Origin of the sequence: Rhodopseudomonas palustris, from assembly GCF_003031265.1 — a bacterium.
GTDB classification, from domain to species: domain Bacteria; phylum Pseudomonadota; class Alphaproteobacteria; order Rhizobiales; family Xanthobacteraceae; genus Rhodopseudomonas; species Rhodopseudomonas palustris_H.
In genome coordinates, this window is record NZ_CP019966.1 from 4,420,874 (window position 1) to 4,441,916 (window position 21,043).

Genomic DNA, 21,043 nt, shown 5'->3' on the forward strand with positions numbered 1-21,043 from the left:
GTCACTCCCCAAGGTCAGCTCTTGGCTCCGCCGGAGACGCCCAGATAGCGTTCCAACGTTGCGGCATCATCCTTCAGCGCCGCGCTCGCCGCATCATGCACGATCGCGCCGCGTTCCAATATCACAACCCGATCCGCGAGCTGGAGGATTTTTCGCGCGTTCTGCTCGACGATGATCGTGCAGATGCCGCCGGAGCGGGTGATGGTGCCGAGCGCGGTTAGCAATTCGTCAACGATGATCGGCGCGAGGCCCTCAGTCGGCTCGTCCAGCAGCAGCACCTTGGGATTGAGCGTCAGCGCACGGCCGATCGCCAGCATCTGCTGCTCGCCGCCCGAGAGCTGATTGCCGAAATTGCTGCGTCGCTCCTCAAGCCGCGGAAACATCTGGTACACCCGCGCCACCGTCCACGGCCCCGGCTGCGCCACCGCAGTAAGGTTCTCCTCGACGGTGAGCGACTTGAAGATGTTGCGCTCCTGCGGCACCCAGCCGATCCCGGCCCGCGCCCGCTGATCCGGGCGCAGCGCGGTGACATCGACGCCGCCGACCGCGATGGTGCCGGAGAAGCGGCGGGTGACGCCGACGATGGAGTTGATCAGCGTGGTCTTGCCGGTGCCGTTGCGGCCAAGCAGAGCCAGGACTTCGCCTTCCGCAAGACGCAGCGACATCGACGGCAGCACCACCGCCTCGCCATAGCCGGCGCGAAGCTGATCGATCGCAAGCAAGTCAGACATTGGCCAGCTCAGGCATTTCGAGCTCAGACGTTACGAGCTCAGACATGGGCATCCTCGCCGAGATAAACCGCCTTGACCTGCGGATCGTGCGCAACCTCTTCAGGCGTGCCTTCGGTCAGCAGCGCACCGGAGACCAGCACCGAGATGCGGTCGGCGAACGAAAACACCAGGTCCATGTCGTGCTCGATCAGCAGCACCGTCACCTCGCGCGGCAGGCCGGCGACCGCGGCGAGAATGTCGTGGCGCTCGCTCTCCGGCACACCCGCGGCGGGCTCGTCGAGCAGCAGCACCCGCGGCTTGGTAGCGATCGCTACCGCGATCTCAAGCAGCCGCTGCTTGCCATACGGCAGTGTGCCGGTCGGCTCGTTCATCACGTCGAGCAGCTTGAAGCGCTCGAGGTTCTCGGCGATCTCGTCGTTGATATCGGCACGCGTGCCCATCCGCCGCCACCAGTCGCCGCCATGACCAGAGCGCTCCGACACGGCGAGCCCGATGGTCTCGAGCGGCGTCAGGTCGGCATAGAGCTGGTTGATCTGGAAGGTGCGCGACAGCCCGCGCAGCACCCTTTTGTGCACGGGCATTTGGGTGATGTCGTGGCCCTCGAGCAGGATGCGGCCGCCGTTGGGCTTGAGCACGCCGGTGAGCTGGTTGATCACCGTGGTCTTGCCGGCGCCGTTGGGGCCGATCAGGGCATGGCGCGCGCCGGCTTCGACATTGAGCGACAGGTTACGGGTGACGTTGAGCCCGCCGAAGTGCTTCTCCAGCCCGATGGTTTGCAGCGCCAGGGTCATTTTGCGTCTCCCGCCGCGGGCTTGCCGCCCCGCACCGCGCGCACGATCGCACGTGGTAGGAACAGCACCCAGCGGTGCAGCCGCTCGCGGCCGATCAACACGATCACCACCAGCACCAGGCCGATCCAGAACAGCCAGTATTGCGGCGTAAGGATCGAGAAGGTCTCCTGCAGCAGCTTGAACACCACCGCGCCGATCAGTCCGCCATACAGATAACCTGTGCCGCCGAGCACCAGCACCAGGATCAGATCAGCCGAACGCTCGAACGAGAACACGTCGAGCGAGGCGAGCTGGGTGGTCTGGGTAAACAGCGCGCCGGCGATCCCCGCATAGAACGCCGCGAAGGTGTAGATCGCGACCAGCCGGGCGTTGACCGGGATGCCTACCGCCGAGGCGCGCAGCGGGTTGTTGCGGATCGCGCGCAGCGACAGGCCGAATGGCGAATGCACCACCCGGCGCGCCAGCAGGAACAGCACCAGCAGCACCGCAACGGTGTACCAGAATCCGACCTTGCCGAAGATGTCGAACTCGAAGATGCCGAGCAGCGGCTGCATCACGATCCCCTGCAGGCCGTCGGTGCCGCCGGTGATGTTGGAGAACCGCTCCGCCAGCGCTTCGAGCAGCAGCGCAATGCCGAGCGTCACCATCAGCCGGGTGAGATCAACGCCACGAATAACCAGGAAGCTAGTGGCGAAGCCGAGCACAGCGGCGACGAGACCTGCGACCAGCAGCGCCAGCACCGGTTCGCCGACGATGCCGTGCAGCGCCAGCAGGCCAGCGCTATAGGCGCCTACGCCGAAGAATGCGGCGTGGCCGAGCGAGACGATGCCGGCATAGCCAAGGATCAGATCCAGCGACAGTGCGAACAGGCCGAGCCGCACGATCTCGGTCATGATCAGATAGCGCGACGGAAACAGCAGGCCGCAGCCGATCAGCAAGGCCCAGAACGCGAACTCGGCCCAGTGCCATCGCGCGGTGCGGCGGGCGTGGAAGCCGACGTTTTCGGGAGGAGTCGACATGCTCATCAGCGCGCCGCGGTGCGGCCGAACAGGCCATTGGGACGCCAGATCAGGATCACGATCATGATGGTGTAGATCACGAACGGCCCGAGCTTTGGCAGATAGTATTTGCCGGCGACGTCGCCGATGCCGAGCAGCAGCGAGGCGAGGAACGGCCCGGTGATCGAAGAGGAGCCGCCGACGGTGACGACGATCAGGAAGTAGATCATGAACTTCAGCGGGAAATACGGATCGAGCCCGAGGATCTCGGCGCTGAGCGCACCGCCGAAGCCGGCCAGCCCGCAGCCGAACGCAAAGGTCAGCGCGAACACCTGCGGCACGTTGATGCCGAGGCCGGATGCGACGCGCGGATCATCGACCGCCGCACGCAGCCGGCTGCCGAACCGCGTCTTCGCCAGGGTCAGTTGCAGGCCGACGGTCAGAAGGCCGCAGATCACGATGATCATCAGCCGGTAGCGGCCGATGCCGACGCCGAACAGGTCGATCTGCCCCTGCAGCGCCTCCGGCAGCTGCATGAAGACCCGTGACGAGCCCATGATGTAGTCGACTGCGGCGACCGACATAAACACCAGCCCGACGCTGAACAGCACCTGATCGAGATGAGTGCGGGCGTAGAGATGACGGTACAACAGCCGCTCCAGCACCGCGCCGATCGCGGCGCTAGCGAGGAAGGCGAGCGGCAGCGCGGCGAAGAACGGCCAGCCGGCGCGATTGACCAGCACTGCGCAGACATAGCCACCGGCCATCGCGAACGCACCGTGCGCGAGATTGACGAAATTCATCAGCCCCAGCGTCACAGCCAACCCGCATGCGAGCACGAACAGCAGCATGCCGTAAGCAACGCCGTCGAACAGGATGGTGAGCAGGGTCATAAAAGGAACAATCAGTTCTCTGTCGTCATTCCGGGGCGCTCGCGCTAGCGAGCGAACCCGGAATCCAGAGGTTGTTGACCGATCGAGATTCCGGGTTCGCGCTTCGCGCGCCTCGGAATGACGCGTGGATGTTTCCAGTCATACCCGGCTTGTCCCGGCCATGACGACGGCTCGTCGCACCGCGACTACTTCTTCGTCTTGCCCGGGTCCTTGACCGCGTCGACCTTGTCGAACTCGACGTTGTAGAGCTCGCCGTCGACCTTCTCGACCTTGCGGATGTAGACGTTCTGGACGATGTCGCGAGTGTCGGGATCGATCGAGATCGGGCCGCGCGGGCTCTCCCAGGCCATGCCCTTCATCGCGGCGATCAGCGAGTCGCCGTCGGCCTTGCCGCCGGTCTTCTTCAGCGCTTCGTAGATCAGGTGGATGCCGTCGTAGCCGCCGACCGCCATGAAGCCCGGCCGTTGACCGAATTCCTTCTTGTAGGCGGCGACGAACGCCTTGTTCTTCTCCGACGGATGCGCCGCCGAGTAGATGTGGGCGGTGACCACGCCGATCGCGGCATCGCCCATGCTGTTCAACAGGTCATCATCCATCACGTCACCGGGACCGATTACCTTGATGCCCGACTTGTCGAGGCCGCGTTCGGCGAACTGCTTCATGAAGTTGCCGCCCTGCCCGGCCGGCACGAACACGAACATCGCATCCGGCTTTGAGTCCTTGGCGCGCTGCAGGAACGGGGCGAAATCCGGATTGGCGAGCGGCACCTTGACCTCTTCGACGATCTGGCCGCCGCCGGCTGTGAAGCGCTCTTTGAAGGCGGCCAGCGCGTCGTTGCCGGGCGCGTAGTCGGACGTCAGCGTCACCACCTTCTTGATGCCGTTCTTCACCGCCCAGTCGCCGATCACAGTCGAGGACTGCGGCAGCGTGAACGAGGTGCGGACGATGTAGGGGGAGCGCTCGGTGATGATCGAGGTGCCGGCCGCCATCACCACTTCGGGCACCTTCGCCTGGGTGGCGAGCGGCGCCGCGGCCAATGCGGCGGGGGTGATGCCGAAGCCGGCGATGACGTTGACCTTGTCGTTGACGATCAGTTCCTGTGCGAGCCGCTTGGTGTTGTCCGGCACCGCGGCGTCATCCTTCAGGATCACTTCGATTTTCTTGCCGGCGACGGTGTCGCCGTTCTGCTTGATGTAAAGCTTGACGGCGTTGTCGATCTGCTTGCCGGTCGACGCCTGGCCGCTGGTCATCGGCACGATCAGGCCGATTTTCACGGTGTCCTCCGCATGCGCCACCGCGATCGGCGCGGCGCCTGCCAGTGCGATGAAGGCTGCCTGCAACAGCGTTCGTCTGCCCATCCGCATGAGTGTTTCCTTTTCCCTTGCCTCTTTGTCGAGGCTTATGGCCCATCCCACCTTAGCCGACACGGCGTGACGCTGTCTCACGAAGCGCGCGATGGTCGGCGGGCGGAGCGTCAAGGCGCCGGATGATGTCACACCGGCCGACGACAACGATGTTGCCGACGATCCGACGTCCACGGTTCCGACGCAGGCTTGGCCATATCATTGCCACGGAAACTGAAATGATGGTGCGATATCAGGTATGCTGTTATCCAATAGCGGTGCGGGTTTGGAACGTTCGTCGGAACGCGGTAGACAGCCGCACCGGCGCCTTCTGCCGGTGACGACGAAGCGAGATGTATCGATGCGAGTTGGGATGGTTCGGGGACTGCGCTTGGCGTGCGCCGTGGTGATGCTGGGCGCGCTGACGGGCTGCGGCTCGATCAACAGCGCGCTCACCACCGGGATGGCGGACTATGTGCCGCAGTGGGCCGGCGGACTGCCGGCTGACGCCCCGCCGCGCCCTGGTACCGCCAGGTACGACGCCTATATGAAGGAGCAGGAACGGCTCCGGAAAATGCCGGCGGCCGAGCGGGAAAAGCTCGAAGCGGCAAAGGCTGCCGAAGCCGGACAGCCGCCCGCGGGCGCGCCGGCCCGATAGGACGAACGCCAGCGGTCGTCCTCGACTCCCGCGTCTCTCGGAGTTTTGGACCATCATGCGCTGGTTCTTCGGCGGCCTCGCCGCGCTCATCATTCTGGTCATCGTCTATGTCGGCTCCGCAGTCGTCTCGCTCGGCGGCCTTGCCGACGCGGTGCGCAGCGGCGACGGCGCTGGCGTAATCGCCCGCACCGACGTCAAATCGCTAACGCAGTCATTGGCCGACCAGATCGTCGCGGCCTATCTCGAACGGATCGGACAGACCCGCGAGATCCGTCCCTCCGAGCGCATGCTGGTGCGCGCCGCCGGCCTTGGCATCGCCGACGCGATGATCGCCAAAATGCTGACGCCGGACCATCTGACGCAGTTGCTGAAGACCGGAAAGCTCGAAGGCGTCCAGGACCTGCCGCCGATCGCCGGCCTGCCTCAGCTCGGCACCATCGACACCAAGAACGTGCTGGCGACGCTCGGCCGGTTCCGTTTCGTCGAGCCGGTCGAATTCGCGGTGCGGATCAGCGACACCACCGATGCCGACAGCTACAGCGAAATCCGGCTGCACTTCGCCGGCTCGGGCTGGCAGCTCGCCGGCCTGGTGCTGCCGAGCCGCGTCGCCCGCGCGCTCGCCGCGACGCTGCCGGTGAAATAGCCTCAGTCGGTGAACACCACCGTCTTGCGGCCGTTGAGGATCACCCGGTCGTCGAGGTGATAGTGCAGCGCCCGGGACAACACCCGGCGCTCGATATCGCGGCCCTTGCGCACCAGATCGGCCGGGGTGTCGCGATGGCTTATGCGTTCGACGTCCTGATCGATGATCGGGCCCTCATCGAGCGCGCTGGTGACGTAATGCGCGGTGGCGCCGATCAGCTTGACGCCGCGGTCGAACGCCTGGTGGTACGGCTTCGCACCCTTGAATCCGGGCAGGAACGAGTGGTGGATGTTGATGCAGCGGCCGGCGAGCCGCGCCGACATCTCGTCCGACAGGATCTGCATGTAGCGCGCCAGCACCACCAGATCGGTGTGGGTCTGGGCGATCAGGGCGGTGATCGCCGCCTCCTGTTGCCGCCGCGTCTCCTTGTTCACCGGGAAGTGGTAGAATGGGATATCGCCGAAATCGAAACCGCTGAAGGTCTCGCGCGGGTGGTTGGAGACGATCGCGGTCGGGATCATGTGCAGGTCGCCGACCCGCCAGCGATACAGAATGTCCGCCAGACAGTGGTCGGACTGCGACACCAGCAGCATCACCTTGCGCCGGGTCTCGCGGTCCCGCATGTGCCAGCCCATCGTGAACTTGGCAGCGATCACGCCGAAGCCGGTCCGCAGCGACGCCAGCGGAATCACCTTCTCGGCGGCGTTGAACACAACCCGCATGAAGAAGTGGCCGCTCTCGGTATCGTTGTATTGCTGCGCGTCGAGAATGTTCTGTCCGTTCTCGAACAGGAACGTGCTCACCGCGGAGACGATCCCGGCACGATCCGGGCACGATAGAGTCAGGACATACTGATGATGGGGCATGGCGATCTGGGCGGCAGCGCCGGCGGCGCTGGAACTCGTTGCGGTGCCCTGCTGTAGCATCGCCGCATCGCTTGCGCCAATCCCGGAGACCGGCGCAAGATGCCCCGACAATGGGCGAAGGGCGAGACTGCATGGCCGAACGGCTCCAAGGCACCCGTATCCTGATCCTGGAGACCCGCGAGGAGGCTCAGTTCGCCCGGCTGCTGGCCGAACAGGGCGCCGACGTCCTGCAGTGCCCGATGTTCGAAATCCGCGATGCGCCCGACCCGGCCCCGGTCTCCGCTTGGATCGACCGGCTGATCGCCGTGCCGTTCGACGATCTGGTGCTGCTGACCGGCGAAGGGCTGCGACGCCTGACCAAGCTGGCCCGCGCGACCGGCCGCGAGCAGTCTTTCGTCGCGGCGGTGGGCCGGACGCGAACCTTCATCCGGGGACCGAAGCCGGGCCGTGCCTTGCGCGAGATCGGGCTGGAGCCGCAGGTGACTGCCGAAGCGCCGACCTCCGAGGGCGTCGCCGCCACGCTGAAACGTTATGATCTCGCGGGCCGCCGGATCGGCGTTCAGCTCTATCCCGAACGTGACCACGCCGCGCTGCTCGATGCCATCACGGCGCAAGGTGCGATCGTCGATGCGGTGCTGCCCTATGCCTACGACGCGCGCGCGGCCGAACAGACGGTCGTCATCGCAGTCGAGGAGATGGCGCAAGGCCGCGTCAACGCGCTGGCGCTGACCAGTTCCGGTCAGGTGCGGCGGCTGTTCGACGTCGCCCGCGCACATGCCTGCGAAGACCGCCTGCGCGAGGGATTAAGCCGCACGCCGATCGCCTCGGTGGGTCCGGTGGTCAACGAGGAACTTGCCGCGCACGGCTTCGCGCCGACCATCACCCCTGCCAATGAGGCGTTCTTCATGAAGCCGCTGATCAGCGCGATGATCGTCGCACTCGGCAGACGCGCGCCGCGCAACACCGCAGCGGGTTGACGCACCAGGTCGTCAACACTCGGCCCAGCCGATCGCTTGGTTCCATTGCACGGAATTTGAACCGGAGGCGCCGTCCATCTTTTGGACGGCATGATGCGTCGCTCGGCAACTAGCTACCGACCAATGACGGAGCCGGTGTTTATTAACTAATCGTCAGCAAAGGGCGGTTGAAACGCACGACTGATCTGGGCTAACACCGAAACAACGATCTAACGAATAAAGTTTTCAGGGAGGACTGCTAAATGCGTAAAGCTCTGCTTGCAGCCGTCGCTATCGCGCTGCCGATGTTCGGATCGGTTGCGATGGCGCAAGAGACCGTCAAGATCGGTTACATCGATCCGTTGTCCGGCGGCGGCGCCAGCGTCGGCGAAGGCGGCCTCAAGACCTTCCAATATCTCGCCGACGAACTCAACGCCAAGGGCGGCATCCTCGGCAAGAAGGTCGAGATCGTTCCGCTCGACAACAAGACCAATCCGCAGGAAAGCCTGATCCAGGCGCAGAAGGCGATCGACGCCGGCGTGCGCTACGTCACCCAGGGCAACGGCTCGTCGGTCGCCGGCGCGCTGTCCGACTTCCTCACCAAGTACAATGAGCGCAACCCCGGCAAGGAAGTTCTGTACTTCAATTACGCCGCGGTCGATCCTGTGCTGACCAACGAGAAGTGCAGCTTCTGGCACTTCCGCTGGGACGCCAACTCCGACATCAAGATGGAAGCGCTCACCAACTACATGAAGGACGTCCCGGCGATCAAAAAGGTCTATTTGATCAACCAGGATTACTCCTTCGGTCAGTCGGTGCGGACCCAGGCCCGGGCGATGCTGGCCAAGAAACGTCCGGACATCCAGATCGTCGGTGACGAACTGCATCCGCTGCTCAAGATCTCCGACTTCGCGCCCTACGTCGCCAAGATCAAGGCGTCCGGCGCCGACACCGTCGTCACCGGCAACTGGGGCCAGGACATCGCGCTGCTGCTGAAGGCGGCCGCAGACGCCGGCCTCAAGGTGAGCTGGTACACCTACTACGCCGGCGGCGCCGGTGGCCCGACCGCGATCAAGCAGACCGGCCTCAACCATCAGGTGTTCCAGATCACCGAAGGCTTCGCCAACGTCGATCACAAGCCCTCACAGGACTTCGAAAAGGCGTTCCGCGCCAAGGTCGACCTCAGCCTGTGGTATCCGCGCGCCGTGAACGAGATGCGGATGTTCGCGGCCGCGGCCGAAAAGGCCAAGTCGCTGGATCCGGTGAAGGTCGCGCAGGCGCTCGAAGACATGAAGTTCGAAGTGCTGGACGGCGGCGAAGGCATCATGCGGAAGGACGACCACCAGTTCTTCCAGCCGATCTACATCTCGTCGTTCGGTGACATTCCGGCCGGCCAGTTCGATGAAGAAAAGACCGGCTGGGGCTGGAAGCAGGTCGCCAAGATCGACACTGCTCAGACCATGCTGCCGACCACCTGCAAGATGGACCGGCCGTAAGCCTCACCCCGTCATGCCCGGCCTCGTGCCGGGCATTCACGCCTTCGGCGTGGACTCACAACAGACGTGGATGGCCGGGACAAGCCCGGCCATGACGACCTCACATCGTCAGGCGGCCTAACCCCATCATGCTCGAACTGATCGTCATTTCCACCCTCAATGGCGTTCTGTACGGAATGCTGCTGTTCTTGATGGCGAGCGGGCTCACCGTCATCTTCAGCATGCTCGGCGTGCTGAACTTCGCTCATGCCAGCTTCTATATGCTCGGCGCTTTCTTCGGCTATCAGATCAGCCGCTGGACCGGGTTCTGGCCGGCGCTGCTGATCGCGCCGCTGCTCGCTGGCGCCATCGGCGCCGCGGTCGAACGTTTTGGCCTGCGCCGCGTCCACCGCAACGGCCATGTCGCCGAACTGCTGTTCACCTTCGGGCTCGCCTTCGCGATCGAGGAAGTGGTCTCGATCATCTGGGGCAAGGTCCCGGTCGACTACCGCACCCCGGCGCTGCTGGATTTCCCGGCTTTCACGATCTTCTCGACCAACTATCCCGCCTACAAGATGTTCATGCTGGCGGTGTCGGTGGTGATCTTCGTCGGCCTCCTGGTCGCGCTGAAAAAGACCCGGATCGGCCTGATCGTTCAGGCGGCGCTGACCCATCCGCACATGGTCGCCCATCTCGGCCACAACGTCGAACGCATCTTCATGCTGGTGTTCGGCGTCGGCACCGCACTTGCCGCCGTTGCCGGCGTGATCGCCGGCCCGTCGCTGGTGACGCAGTCCAACATGGCGGCGTTGCTCGGTCCGATCCTGTTCGTCGTCGTCGTGGTCGGCGGCCTCGGATCGCTGCCCGGCGCGTTCATCGCCTCGCTGCTGATCGGGCTGCTGCAGACCTTTGCGGTGTCGATCAATGCCTCGCCCGCCTCGCTGTTCGGTCCGCTTGGTCCTGATCTCGCGGCCTCCTGGCTCAACGACATCTGGAACGTGACCATCGCTCAGATCGCACCGATCATGCCGTATCTGCTGCTCGTGCTCATCCTGATCTTCCGGCCGATGGGGCTGTTGGGAACCCGAGAAACATGACCGACCTCGCCTCCAGCGCCGCGCCGCCCCGGCCGACGCTGTCCGAACGTGCCAAGTTCTACGGACTCTGGATCGCCACCGCTTTGGTGCTGCTACTGCTGCCGAAGCTATTCGCTTCCGGCGGCTCGCTGACGACGTTCAGCCTGGTCGGCATCTCGATCATCTTCGCGCTGTCCTACAACATCCTGCTCGGCCAGACCGGGATGCTGTCGTTCGGCCACGCGGTGTATTACGGCCTCGGCGGCTTCCTCGCGATCCACACCATCAACATCCTCGGCTTCAACAAATGGCCGATACCGCTGCCATTTGTGCCGCTGATCGGCGGGTTCGCCGGCTTGTTCTTCGCTGCCTTGATCGGCTGGGTGATGACCCAGCGCTCCGGCACCGCGTTCGCGATGATTTCGCTCGGCCTCGCCGAGCTGGTCGCCTCCTCGGCGCTGATCCTCCGCAGCTTCTTCGGCGGCGAGGCCGGCATCTCGGCCAACCGCACCAAGCTGTTCAAGGTATTCGGCCTGTCGTTCGGTCCGCAGATCCAGATCTATTACCTGGTGGCCGCCTGGACTCTGATCGCAATCATCGCGATGTACGCACTGACCCGGACGCCGTTGGGCCGGATGTGCAACGCCGTCCGCGACAACCCGGAGCGGGTGCAGTTCGTTGGCTACGATCCGCACGTGGTGCGCTATCTGTCGTTCTGCTTCTCGGGCTTCTTCGCCGGCATCGCCGGAGCGCTCGCTGCGATCAATTTCGAGATCGCCAACTCGGCCTATCTCGGCGCGGTCCAATCCGGCACCGTGCTGTTCGCGGCCTATATCGGCGGCATCGGCTTCTTCATCGGCCCGATCGTCGGCGCGATCTTCGTCACCGTGCTGTCGCTGGTGCTGAGCGACCTGACCCAGGTCTGGCAACTGTATTTTGGCCTGTTCTTCATCATCGTGGTGCTGTTCGCACCGGGCGGCATCACCGGCGTCCTGATGATGCATCGGCCGCTGATGCGCGCCGGCATGCTGACGCGGATGCTGCCGAGCTATGTGATGGCCGCCCTGCCGACGCTGGCGCTGTGCGTCGGGCTGATGCTGATGATCGAGACCACCGTGCACTACACCGTCAATCCACACGAAGATCCAAACCGGGTGGCGTTCGGCATTCCGTTCAATGCCGCCAGCCCGCTGACCTGGGTGACTTCGGCAGTGCTGATCATCGGCGGCTTCATCCTCGCCAAGATGGCGTGGAGCCGGGTCACGCAGACCTGGGACACCACGCTGACCGCCGCCCGCGCCAAGGTTCACGCCCTATGAGCACCGCGATCGAACTCCGCGGCGTCGAAAAGAGCTTCGGCGTCACCAAGGTGATCCAGAACATCAACCTGACGATCGCCCAAGGCGAACGCCACGCGCTGATCGGCCCGAACGGCGCCGGCAAGTCGACCACCTTCAATTTGATCAGCGGCTACATGCGGCCGACCACCGGCAGCATCCTGCTGCGCGGCGAAGAGATCGCCGGCATGAAGCCGTTCCAGATCAACCGCCGCGGGCTGTCGCGCTCGTTCCAGGTCACCAACGTGTTCGCCAACATGACGGTGTGGGAAAACCTGCGCTGCGCCGTGCTGTGGGCGACCGGGCATCGTTACGCGTTCTGGAAGAACGTCGACAATCTGCCCGAGGTGCGCGAGCGTACCGCGCAGATCCTGGAAGACATCCACCTGACCTCGCGTCGCGACGTCCCTGCGGGCCTGCTCACCTATGCCGAACAGCGCGCGCTCGAGATCGGCATCACGATTGCCGGCGGCGCCAATGTGATCCTGCTCGACGAGCCGACCGCGGGCATGAGCCATGCGGAGACCGAACGCGCGGTCACGTTGATCCGCCGCCTCACAGAAGGCCGCACGCTGCTGATCGTCGAGCACGACATGAGCGTGGTGTTCGGCCTCGCCGACCGCATCTCGGTCCTGGTCTACGGCCAGATCATCGCTTCGGGAACGCCGGACGAAATCCGCGGCAATCCGAAGGTCAAGGAAGCCTATCTCGGCGAGGAAGCGGCCTGATGCTCGAGGTCAAAGACCTGCACGCCTATTACGGCAAAAGCCACATCCTGCAGGGCGTCGACATGCATATCGACGCCGGCGAGGTGGTCAGCCTGCTCGGCCGCAACGGTGTCGGCCGCTCCACCACGGTCAAGGCGATCATGGGCGAAGTGCCGCCGCACGGCAGCATCCTGTTCAAGGGCAAGAACATCGCCGGGCTGCCGAGCTACAAGATCGCGCATCTCGGGCTCGGCTACGTCCCCGAGCATCGCGACATCTTCCCGGGCCTGACGGTCCGGCAGAACCTGATGCTCGGCATCAAGAACCCGCGCAACCCCGGCAAATGGAAGCTGGAGGACATGCTCGATATGTTCTCCAACCTCAAGGCCCGTGCCGACACTCCGGCCGGCGTGCTGTCCGGCGGCGAGAAGCAGATGCTGACGATCTGCCGGACGCTGATGGGCGATCCCGAGCTGGTGATGATCGACGAGCCGACCGAAGGGCTGGCCCCGATCATCGTGCAGCAGGTCGGCGACCTGATCGCCGAAATCGCCCGCCGCGGCGTCGCCATCCTGCTGGTCGAGCAGAAGCTGTCGATCGCGATGCGGATCTCGCACCGGGTCTATGTGATGGGCCACGGCAAGATCGTGTTCGAAGGCACCCCCGACGACCTCAAGGCCAACGCCGCCATCCGCAAGGAATGGCTGGAGGTCTGAGCCACGAGCGGCTCAGTTTCGGCAAGGATGAGGCTTGGGCCTGCCTCTCGGGACGGGAAGATCCCCGCGGTGTGAGACCCTGGCACCCGAGCAGCGCACATCACGGACGCTTTCCCGGCGGTCTGGTTCCAGGCTACCCTTCCGGCCCGTTCGCCGACCCCTTGTGAGACCGATGCTGCCCCCTGCCCTGCTCCGCGCCACCGACTGGTTTCGCGCTTACGCCGATAATCCCGATCCCCTCGCCGCCACCGGCAACCTGGTGGCCCTGGTGCTGGCCGGCAACGGGCCGTTTTATCCGCTGTATGTCGCATTCGTCGGGGGCACAGGCGGGATGCCATGGCTGTTGCTGACGCTGCTGTCGTTTCCGTGCTTCCTCGCGGTGCCGGCGCTGGCCCGTCTCCAATCACGGCTCGGGCGGGTGACGCTGTCCCTGATCGCGACCGGCAACACGATATTCTGCACCTGGCTGCTCGGCGTGCCCTCCGGGGTCGAACTGTTTCTACTGCCCTGCGCGATGCTGGCCAGCGTGCTGTTTCGTCCCAGCGAGCGCCTGCTGATGCTGCCGCTGTCTGGCGTGCCGGTCGCGGCCTACCTGTTCCTGCACGATCGCTACGCGCCGCCGCCGCACAGCTACCAGCCGGCCGAATATGCCGGCCTGTTCTCGATGAACGCCTTCAGCGCCGCCATGATCTCGATTTTCATCGGCATGGTCTTCTCGCGGCTGTACGTCGATTCGGCAGCCCGCTCATCCAGCGAGTAGCATCCCTGGAATCAAAAGAGCTGACATTGTCGGCCAGCGGGATGATCGGACCATCAGCTCCATTACATGCGAGCTACGCGCTGCCGATCGGCGACGCCACCGCAACGATCTGGCGCCGCCGCTAAGCCGTGTTTGTTGCATTGCGATAACAACACGACCGCTGCGGCATCGGGTCGCCTTGCCGGGCAGATATCTGCGTCAACGGTAACGATAGACGGGATTACGCAGCGGCTTGCGTCAAGTCTCTCTTCCCAAACTCAAATAGTCGAATATCGTCGGGTGGCCGGCTAAGCTACGCTTCGGCAAAATGACAGCAACGCCTCCCAGAAGGCGGCTCAAAAGAATGCTGCGGCACGAGGATCAGGCGCGAACAACGCGCCGGCCGGTGTCCGGGAGGAAATCGGGCTTGGAACACGCATTGGAAGTGCGCAATGTCTCCTTGCGCTTTGGCGGCGTCCGCGCGCTGAGCGAGGTGAGCTTTGCCGTGAATAACGGTGAGCTGTTTTCGATCATTGGACCGAACGGCGCCGGCAAGACCTCCGTCGTCAATTGCATTTCCGGCCGCTACCAGCCGAGCGAAGGCCAACTGTTCTACCATGGCCGCGACATCACCGGCCTGAAGCCGAACGCCCGCGCGTCGCTCGGCATCGGTCGAACCTTCCAGAATCTCGCGCTGTTTCATCACATGAGTGTGCTCGACAACATCATGGTCGGGCGCCACCACCTCCTCAAAAACAACTTCCTGACCGGCGCGCTATACTGGTTTGGCGCGCGCCGCGAGGAGCTCGCACACCGCCAGAAGGTCGAAGAGATCATCGATTTTCTCGACCTGCAGTCGGTGCGCAAGGCGACCGCCGGCACCCTGTCCTACGGCCTGCGCAAGCGTGTCGAGCTAGCCCGTGCGATGGCGCTAGAGCCGACGCTGATCCTGCTCGACGAGCCGATGGCCGGCATGAACTTCGAAGAGAAGGAGGACATGGCCCGCTACATCGTCGACCTCAACGAAGAGTTCGGCATGACCGTGGTGATGATCGAACACGACATGAGCGTGGTGATGGACATCTCCAACCGCGTCGTGGTGCTGGATTTCGGCCGCAAGATCGCCGAGGGCGATCCGGCCGAAGTGCTGGCCGATCCGCACGTCAAGCGCGCGTATCTCGGCGAAGAGGACGAGGTGCTGGTCGATCCTGACGATGCGCCGGACCACCCGACGGCGGCGGAGCGCGTGGCATGATGGACTATGCCGGCCGCGTCGCGGCAGCCGACACCTTTCCGAAACTGCTGCGGCTCAATGCAAAGGAATTCGGGGCCGAAATCGCCTTGCGCGAGAAGGATCTCGGGCTGTGGCGGGTGTTCACCTGGGCCGATTATCAGGCCCGCGTGCACGACTTCGCGCTCGGCATGATCGAACTCGGCCTCGGCCGCGGCGACGTGATCGGCATCATCGGCGACAACCGGCCCGACTGGGTCGCGGCCGAAATCGCCGCGCATGCGATCGGCGGCCTCAGCCTCGGTCTGTACCGCGACGTGCTCGATGAGGAAGCCGACTATCTGCTCAATTACGGCGAGGCCAAGCTGGTGTTCGCCGAGGATGAGGAGCAGGTCGACAAACTGCTCGGGCTCGCCGACCGCGCGCCGCATCTGAAGCACATCGTCTATTCCGATCCGCGCGGGATGCGGAAATACGACGATCCGCGGCTGCTGCCGGCCGATCAGCTCGCCAAGCTGGGGCGCGATCGTGCCATCCGCGAGCCGGGCCTGTACGACCGGCTGGTCGATGCCACGCAGGGCGAGGACGTCGCGATCCTGTGCACCACCTCGGGCACCACCGCGCATCCCAAGCTGGCGATGCTGGCGTCCGGGCGCGTGCTGAAACACTGCGCGACTTATCTGAGCTTCGATCCGAAGGGACCGGACGACGAATACGTCTCGGTACTGCCGCTGCCCTGGATCATGGAGCAGGTTTACGCGCTCGGCAAAGGGCTGCTGTGCCGGATGAAGGTCAACTTCGTCGAAGAGCCCGACACGATGATGAACGACTTCCGCGAGATCGCACCGACCTTCGTGTTGTTCGCGCCGCGGGTCTGGGAAGGCATCGCCGCCGACGTCCGCGCCCGGGTGATGGACGCTTCGCCGCTGAAGCAGCGGCTGTACGGCATCGGCATGAAGGCCGGCCTGGCCGCGCTCGACCAGGGTCAGCATTCGGCGTTCGCCGACGCGGTACTGTTCCGCGCGCTGCGCGACCGCCTCGGCTTCACGCGGCTGCGCTCGGCCGCAACCGGCGGTGCCGCGCTCGGCCCCGACACTTTCCGGTTCTTCCGCGCCATGGGCGTGCCGCTGCGCACGCTGTATGGCCAGACCGAACTGCTCGGCGCCTATACGCTGCACAAGGCGGATGCGGTTGATCCCGACACAACCGGCGTGCCGATGGGCGCCGAGATCGAGATCAAGGTCCTGAACCCGGACGTCCAGGGCATCGGCGAAGTGGTGGTGCGCCACCCCAACATGTTCCTCGGCTACTACAAAAACCCGGAAGCCTCGACCGCCGACCTCAAAGACGGCTGGATGTATTCTGGCGACGCCGGCTATTTCAACGGCGCCGGCCAGCTCGTCATCATCGACCGCATCAAGGATCTCGCCGAGCTGTCACACGGCGAGCGGTTCTCGCCGCAATACATCGAGAACAAGCTGAAGTTCTCGCCTTACGTCGCCGAAGCGGTGATCCTCGGCGCCGGCCGCGACATGCTGGCAGCGATGATCTGCATCCGCTACTCGATCATCTCGAAATGGGCGGAGAAGAAGCGGATTGCCTTCACCACCTATTCGGACTTGGCTTCCCGGCCCGAAGTGTACGAGCTGCTGCGGCGCGAGGTCGAGACTGTCAACGCCACCCTGCCGCCGGCGCAGCGGATCGCCCGCTTCCTGCTGCTCTACAAAGAGCTCGACGCCGATGACGGCGAACTAACCCGCACCCGCAAGGTCCGCCGCAGCGTGATCAACGACAAATACGCCGACATCATCGACGGCATCTATGGCGGCAAGAGCGACATCCCGGTCGACACGACTATTCAGTTTCAGGACGGCACCACCCAGCGGATCAGGACGACGCTGAAGGTGGTAGACCTCGGCGGCGGCCACGCCCATGCGGAGGCAGCGGAATGACACCCGCCCTCGCCGCCACCGTCATGCCGGGGCTTGTCCCGGGCATCCATAAACAGCGACCGCGGCAAGACGTGGATGGCCGGGACGAGCCCGGACATGACGTGGAAAAGCATCGTCATCTAACGGCGTCATGCGCGGGCTTGACCCGCGCATCCATCGTTCAAAGAAGATGGATTGCCGGGTCAAGCCCGGCAATGACGTGGGAGGCAAGAAGATGAACTCACACCTCCTGATCCAGCTCCTCGTCAACGGCCTCGTGGTCGGCACGCTGTACGGCGTGGTCGCGATGAGTTTCGTGCTGATCTACAAGGCCACCCAGGTGGTCAACTTCGCGCAGGGCGAACTGCTGCTGATCGGCGCTTGGGTATGCTGGACGCTGCTGGCGAAATATCAGCTGCCGTTCTGGGTCGGCATGCCGATCACGCTGGTGTTCATGTTCATCTTCGGCATCGCGGTGCAGATCATCGTGCTGCGGCCGATGATCGGCGAGCCGATCATCTCGGTGATCATGGTGACGATCGCGCTGTCGACCGTGTTCCAAGCGGCACTGAAGTGGATCTACGGCGTCAACCCGCAGCCCTTCCCGCAGATCTTCACGACCCAATCGATCTCGATCGGCGGCCTACAGATTCAGACGGTCTATGTGATGAGCCTCGTCGTCTCGGTCGCGATGATGATCGGCATGGCGTGGTTCTTCAAAGTGTCGAAATACGGCCTCGCGATGCGCGCCACCGCGTTCAACCAGCAGGTCGCGCAGTCGCTCGGCATTTCGGTGAAGAGCGTGTTCGCAATGGCCTGGGCAATCTCGGCCACCGTCTCGGCGGTCGCCGGCGTCGTGGTCGCCGTGGTCAACGGCGTGTCATCGGGCCTGTCCGCCTACGGCATCAAGGTGTTTCCAGCCGCGATCCTCGGCGGTCTCGACTCGATCGGCGGCGCCGTGCTCGGCGGCATCATCATCGGCCTCTTGGAAAACATCGCCCAGTATGTCGACAGCGAATATCTGCACTGGGGCAATCTCTACGAAATCGCGCCGTTCTACGTGCTGATCATCATCCTGATGATCAAGCCCTACGGCCTGTTCGGCACCAAGGACATCGAGCGCATATGAGCTTAGGTGCGGGCCTAAACAGAACAGCTCATGGTTCGAGACGCGCGGTGTGCCGCCGCGCTCCTCACCATGAGGGCGGCCTCATCCTGAGGAGCCCGGTGCAGCCCGGAAGGCGAAACCGGGCGTCTCGAAGGATGATGTGGAAGGCTGGAGGACTCTAACGATGGCGAATGCTTCCCTGATCCCCGCCGGCGATTTCCGCACCTCCTACGCCGCCGACACTACAATCTTCCCGACCAGGACCAGCCGCAACATGGCGATCCTGGGCGTCGTGCTGGTGTGCTTCGCGCCGCTGGTGCTGTCGGGCTATTGGCTCAGCATCCTGATCCAGATCGGCATCTTCGGCATCGCTGCGCTCGGGCTGAACATCCTGGTCGGCTTCACCGGCCAGATTTCGATCGGCCACGCCGCGTTCTTCCTACTCGGCGCCTATACCTCGGCGTATCTGAACAACCACTTCCCGATCCCGGTGTTCTTCGCGATCCCGCTCGCCGGGCTCGTCACCGCGCTGGTCGGGCTGGTGTTCGGCGTGCCGGCGGCGCGGCTGAAGGGGCTGTATCTCGTCATCGCCACGCTGGCGGCGCAGTACATCCTGATCGACTTCTTCTCGCGTGCCGAATGGTTCTCCGGCGGCTCGGTGCCGGCAATGGCCAATCCGTTCTCGCTGTTCGGTTACGTCCTGCAGGGCGACAAGCAGTATTTCTACGTCGTGCTGGCATATCTCCTGGTCAGCTACATCCTGGTGACCAACCTGATGCGCACCCGCGACGGCCGCGCACTGGTGGCGGTGCGCGACCATTATCTCTCGGCCGAGATTATGGGCATCAACCTCACCAAATATCGCACCCTGTCGTTCGCACTCGCGGCGTTCTTCGCCGGCATCGCCGGCGCGCTGTACGCGCACTACCAGCTCGTCGTCTCCAACGAGGGCTTCGGCATCGAACGCTCCATCCTGTTCCTGGCGATGATCATCATCGGCGGCATCGGCTCGATCTCGGGAACGCTGATGGGCACCGCCTTCGTGGTGCTGCTGCCGGAGACGATGGAATGGCTCAGCAGCGGCCTGAAAGGCAGCGCGATCGACCGCGCGCTGGAGCTCAACAACAACCTGACCTTCCTGCGCGAAATCGCGATCGGCCTGATCATCATCCTGTTTCTGGTGTTCGAGCCCGATGGGCTGGCGCATCGCTGGCGGCAGATCAAGGCGTATTGGAAACTCTACCCATTCTCGCATTGAGCGCGTGAACGGACGAACCACAAGACGGCAATAAAAACGACACTGGAGGAGAACACCATGACGATGAAATCCCTGCTCAGCAGCGCCGCGCTGGCGCTGGTGATCGCCGGCGCCTCCGCGACCGCGCAGGCCCAGATCGCGATCGGCCACCTCGCCGATTATTCGGGCGGCACCTCGGACGTCGGCACGCCCTATGGCCAGGCGGTCGCCGACACCTTCGCCTGGGTCAACAAGAACGGCGGCGTCGCCGGCAAGCAGCTGAACGTCGACACCAACGACTACGGTTACCAGGTACCGCGCGCGATCGCCCTGTACAAGAAATGGTCGGGCGGCGACAAGGTCGCGGCGATCATGGGCTGGGGCACCGCCGACACCGAGGCGCTCACCGGCTTCCTCGCCAACGACAAGATCCCCGACCTATCCGGCTCCTACGCAGCCGCACTGACCGATCCCGAAGGCACAAGCGGCAAGGCTAAGCCGGCCCCTTACAATTTCTTCTACGGCCCGTCCTACTCCGATGCGCTGCGCGCCGAGCTGATGTGGGCGGCGGAAGATTGGAAGGCCAAGGGCAAGCCCGGCGCGCCGAAGTTCGTCCACATGGGCGCGAACCATCCCTACCCCAACGCCCCGAAAGCCGCCGGCGAGGCGATGGCCAAGGAGCTCGGCTTCGAAGTGCTGCCGCCGCTGGTGTTTGCGCTCGCGCCGGGCGACTACTCGGCGCAGTGCCTCAGCCTCAAGAGCTCGGGCGCCAACTACGCCTATCTCGGCAATACGGCCGCCTCCAACATCTCGGTGATGAAGGCCTGCAAGGCGGCCGGCGTCGACGTCCAGTTCATGAGCAACGTTTGGGGCATGGACGAGAACGCCGCCAAGACCGCCGGCGATGCCGCCGACGGCGTGATCTTCCCGCTGCGCACCGCCGTGGCCTGGGGGGGCAACGCGCCCGGCATGAAGACGGTGGAGGAAATCTCGAAGATCTCCGATCCGTCGGGCAACGTCTATCGCCCGGTGCATTACGTCGCTGCAGTCTGCTCGGCGCTGTACATGAAGGAGGCGATCGAGTGGGCGGCCAAGAACGGCGGCGCCACCGGCGAGAACGTCGCCAAGGGATTCTACCAGAAGGCCGACTGGGTGCCGGCCGGCATGGAAGGCGTCTGCAACCCGTCGACCTGGACCGCCAAGGACCACCGCGGCACCATGAAGATCGACCTGTACCGCGCCAAGGTGTCGGGCGCGACCGACGGCGACCTCAAGGACCTGATCGCCAAGGGCACCATCAAGCTCGAGAAGGTCAAGACCGTCGACCTGCCGCGCAAGCCGGAATGGGCCGGATGGTGAGCCAGCTTGGATACGGCTGAAACCTTGCCTGCCGTAGTTGCATGCAAGAGCGAGGCGCCGCATCCGCTGTGAGCCGCGGCGCCTCTCCAATAACACCGTCATCCCCGCGTAGGCGGGGATCCAGTACACCGCAGCGTCGCGTTTAAGAAGCCAGCGCTCTGAAATACTGGGTCCCCCCGCTTTCGCGGGGGATGGTGGCGGAGAGTGGGCACCCCCATGCCTCAGATCGACATTACGACGCTCATTCC

General features: G+C 64.3%; 20 protein-coding genes. 14 read left to right on the top strand and 6 right to left on the bottom strand.

Annotation, left to right across the window (positions count from 1 at the left end; genetic code table 11):
* Window positions 1–14: 14 nt before the first annotated feature.
* From RPPS3_RS20470 to RPPS3_RS20490, 5 genes are all read right to left on the bottom strand, one after another.
* Window positions 15–731 carry an ABC transporter ATP-binding protein gene (locus RPPS3_RS20470; RefSeq protein WP_107345706.1) on the bottom strand — a complete coding sequence of 239 codons (717 nt, stop codon included), beginning with the start codon at window positions 729–731 and terminating at the stop codon, window positions 15–17.
* Between the two features lie 38 nt (window positions 732–769).
* Window positions 770–1,522, bottom strand: a complete 753-nt coding sequence (locus tag RPPS3_RS20475) for an ABC transporter ATP-binding protein (RefSeq protein ID WP_107345707.1) — start codon at window positions 1,520–1,522, stop codon at window positions 770–772.
* Window positions 1,519–2,547 (bottom strand): branched-chain amino acid ABC transporter permease, encoded by a 1,029-nt coding sequence (locus tag RPPS3_RS20480; RefSeq protein WP_107345708.1) that lies wholly within the window; start codon window positions 2,545–2,547, stop codon window positions 1,519–1,521. The genes RPPS3_RS20475 and RPPS3_RS20480 overlap by 4 nt, the downstream gene beginning before the upstream one ends.
* Complete coding sequence (locus RPPS3_RS20485) at window positions 2,547–3,413, bottom strand: branched-chain amino acid ABC transporter permease (protein ID WP_107345709.1); 867 nt, start codon at window positions 3,411–3,413, stop codon at window positions 2,547–2,549. Before RPPS3_RS20485 ends, RPPS3_RS20480 begins: the two co-directional genes overlap by 1 nt.
* A 185-nt stretch (window positions 3,414–3,598) precedes the next feature.
* A complete protein-coding gene (locus RPPS3_RS20490; protein ID WP_107345710.1) occupies window positions 3,599–4,777 on the bottom strand; it encodes an ABC transporter substrate-binding protein in 1,179 nt (392 codons plus the stop codon).
* Between the two features lie 340 nt (window positions 4,778–5,117).
* Here RPPS3_RS20490 and RPPS3_RS20495 point away from each other — a divergent pair, with 340 nt between their 5' ends.
* Together RPPS3_RS20495 and RPPS3_RS20500 are read left to right on the top strand one after the other, a co-directional pair.
* Window positions 5,118–5,414, top strand: a complete 297-nt coding sequence (locus RPPS3_RS20495; protein ID WP_107345711.1) for a hypothetical protein — start codon at window positions 5,118–5,120, stop codon at window positions 5,412–5,414.
* Window positions 5,415–5,469: 55 nt separating this feature from the next.
* Window positions 5,470–6,057 (top strand): DUF2939 domain-containing protein, encoded by a 588-nt coding sequence (locus tag RPPS3_RS20500; RefSeq protein WP_107345712.1) that lies wholly within the window; start codon window positions 5,470–5,472, stop codon window positions 6,055–6,057.
* A 2-nt stretch (window positions 6,058–6,059) separates the two neighbouring features.
* On the opposite strand, the gene purU is transcribed toward RPPS3_RS20500, so the two are convergent.
* Complete coding sequence (gene purU / locus RPPS3_RS20505; RefSeq protein WP_107346704.1) at window positions 6,060–6,923, bottom strand: formyltetrahydrofolate deformylase; 864 nt, start codon at window positions 6,921–6,923, stop codon at window positions 6,060–6,062.
* 131 nt (window positions 6,924–7,054) lie between these two features.
* Between purU and RPPS3_RS20510 the strand changes: the two genes are divergently transcribed.
* The 12 genes from RPPS3_RS20510 to RPPS3_RS20570 all read left to right on the top strand — a co-directional run bounded on the left by RPPS3_RS20510 (window position 7,055) and on the right by RPPS3_RS20570 (window position 20,795).
* The gene (locus RPPS3_RS20510) at window positions 7,055–7,900 is read left to right on the top strand and encodes a uroporphyrinogen-III synthase (RefSeq protein WP_107345713.1); all 846 of its coding nucleotides are present in this window, start codon (window positions 7,055–7,057) and stop codon (window positions 7,898–7,900) included.
* Window positions 7,901–8,142: 242 nt separating this feature from the next.
* Window positions 8,143–9,375 carry a branched-chain amino acid ABC transporter substrate-binding protein gene (locus tag RPPS3_RS20515; RefSeq protein ID WP_107345714.1) on the top strand — a complete coding sequence of 411 codons (1,233 nt, stop codon included), beginning with the start codon at window positions 8,143–8,145 and terminating at the stop codon, window positions 9,373–9,375.
* 128 nt (window positions 9,376–9,503) lie between these two features.
* Window positions 9,504–10,451 (top strand): branched-chain amino acid ABC transporter permease, encoded by a 948-nt coding sequence (locus RPPS3_RS20520; RefSeq protein WP_107345715.1) that lies wholly within the window; start codon window positions 9,504–9,506, stop codon window positions 10,449–10,451.
* Window positions 10,448–11,749, top strand: coding sequence for a branched-chain amino acid ABC transporter permease (locus RPPS3_RS20525; protein WP_107345716.1), 1,302 nt, complete (start codon window positions 10,448–10,450; stop codon window positions 11,747–11,749). Before RPPS3_RS20520 ends, RPPS3_RS20525 begins: the two co-directional genes overlap by 4 nt.
* Complete coding sequence (locus RPPS3_RS20530; protein ID WP_107345717.1) at window positions 11,746–12,495, top strand: ABC transporter ATP-binding protein; 750 nt, start codon at window positions 11,746–11,748, stop codon at window positions 12,493–12,495. Before RPPS3_RS20525 ends, RPPS3_RS20530 begins: the two co-directional genes overlap by 4 nt.
* Window positions 12,495–13,190 carry an ABC transporter ATP-binding protein gene (locus RPPS3_RS20535; RefSeq protein WP_107345718.1) on the top strand — a complete coding sequence of 232 codons (696 nt, stop codon included), beginning with the start codon at window positions 12,495–12,497 and terminating at the stop codon, window positions 13,188–13,190. The genes RPPS3_RS20530 and RPPS3_RS20535 overlap by 1 nt, the downstream gene beginning before the upstream one ends.
* Window positions 13,191–13,362: 172 nt before the next feature.
* Window positions 13,363–13,950, top strand: coding sequence for a hypothetical protein (locus RPPS3_RS20540; protein WP_107345719.1), 588 nt, complete (start codon window positions 13,363–13,365; stop codon window positions 13,948–13,950).
* Window positions 13,951–14,356: 406 nt separating this feature from the next.
* Window positions 14,357–15,184 carry an ABC transporter ATP-binding protein gene (locus RPPS3_RS20545; RefSeq protein WP_107345720.1) on the top strand — a complete coding sequence of 276 codons (828 nt, stop codon included), beginning with the start codon at window positions 14,357–14,359 and terminating at the stop codon, window positions 15,182–15,184.
* Window positions 15,181–17,112, top strand: a complete 1,932-nt coding sequence (locus tag RPPS3_RS20550; RefSeq protein WP_107345721.1) for a long-chain fatty acid--CoA ligase — start codon at window positions 15,181–15,183, stop codon at window positions 17,110–17,112. Before RPPS3_RS20545 ends, RPPS3_RS20550 begins: the two co-directional genes overlap by 4 nt.
* Window positions 17,113–17,326: 214 nt before the next feature.
* Entirely contained in the window at window positions 17,327–18,220 is an 894-nt protein-coding gene (locus RPPS3_RS20560; protein WP_107346705.1) for a branched-chain amino acid ABC transporter permease, read from the top strand.
* Window positions 18,221–18,383: 163 nt separating this feature from the next.
* A complete protein-coding gene (locus RPPS3_RS20565) occupies window positions 18,384–19,457 on the top strand; it encodes a branched-chain amino acid ABC transporter permease (RefSeq protein ID WP_107345723.1) in 1,074 nt (357 codons plus the stop codon).
* 57 nt (window positions 19,458–19,514) lie between these two features.
* Window positions 19,515–20,795: an ABC transporter substrate-binding protein gene (locus RPPS3_RS20570; RefSeq protein WP_107345724.1), complete on the top strand. Its 1,281-nt coding sequence runs from the start codon at window positions 19,515–19,517 to the stop codon at window positions 20,793–20,795.
* Window positions 20,796–21,043: the final 248 nt, after the last annotated feature.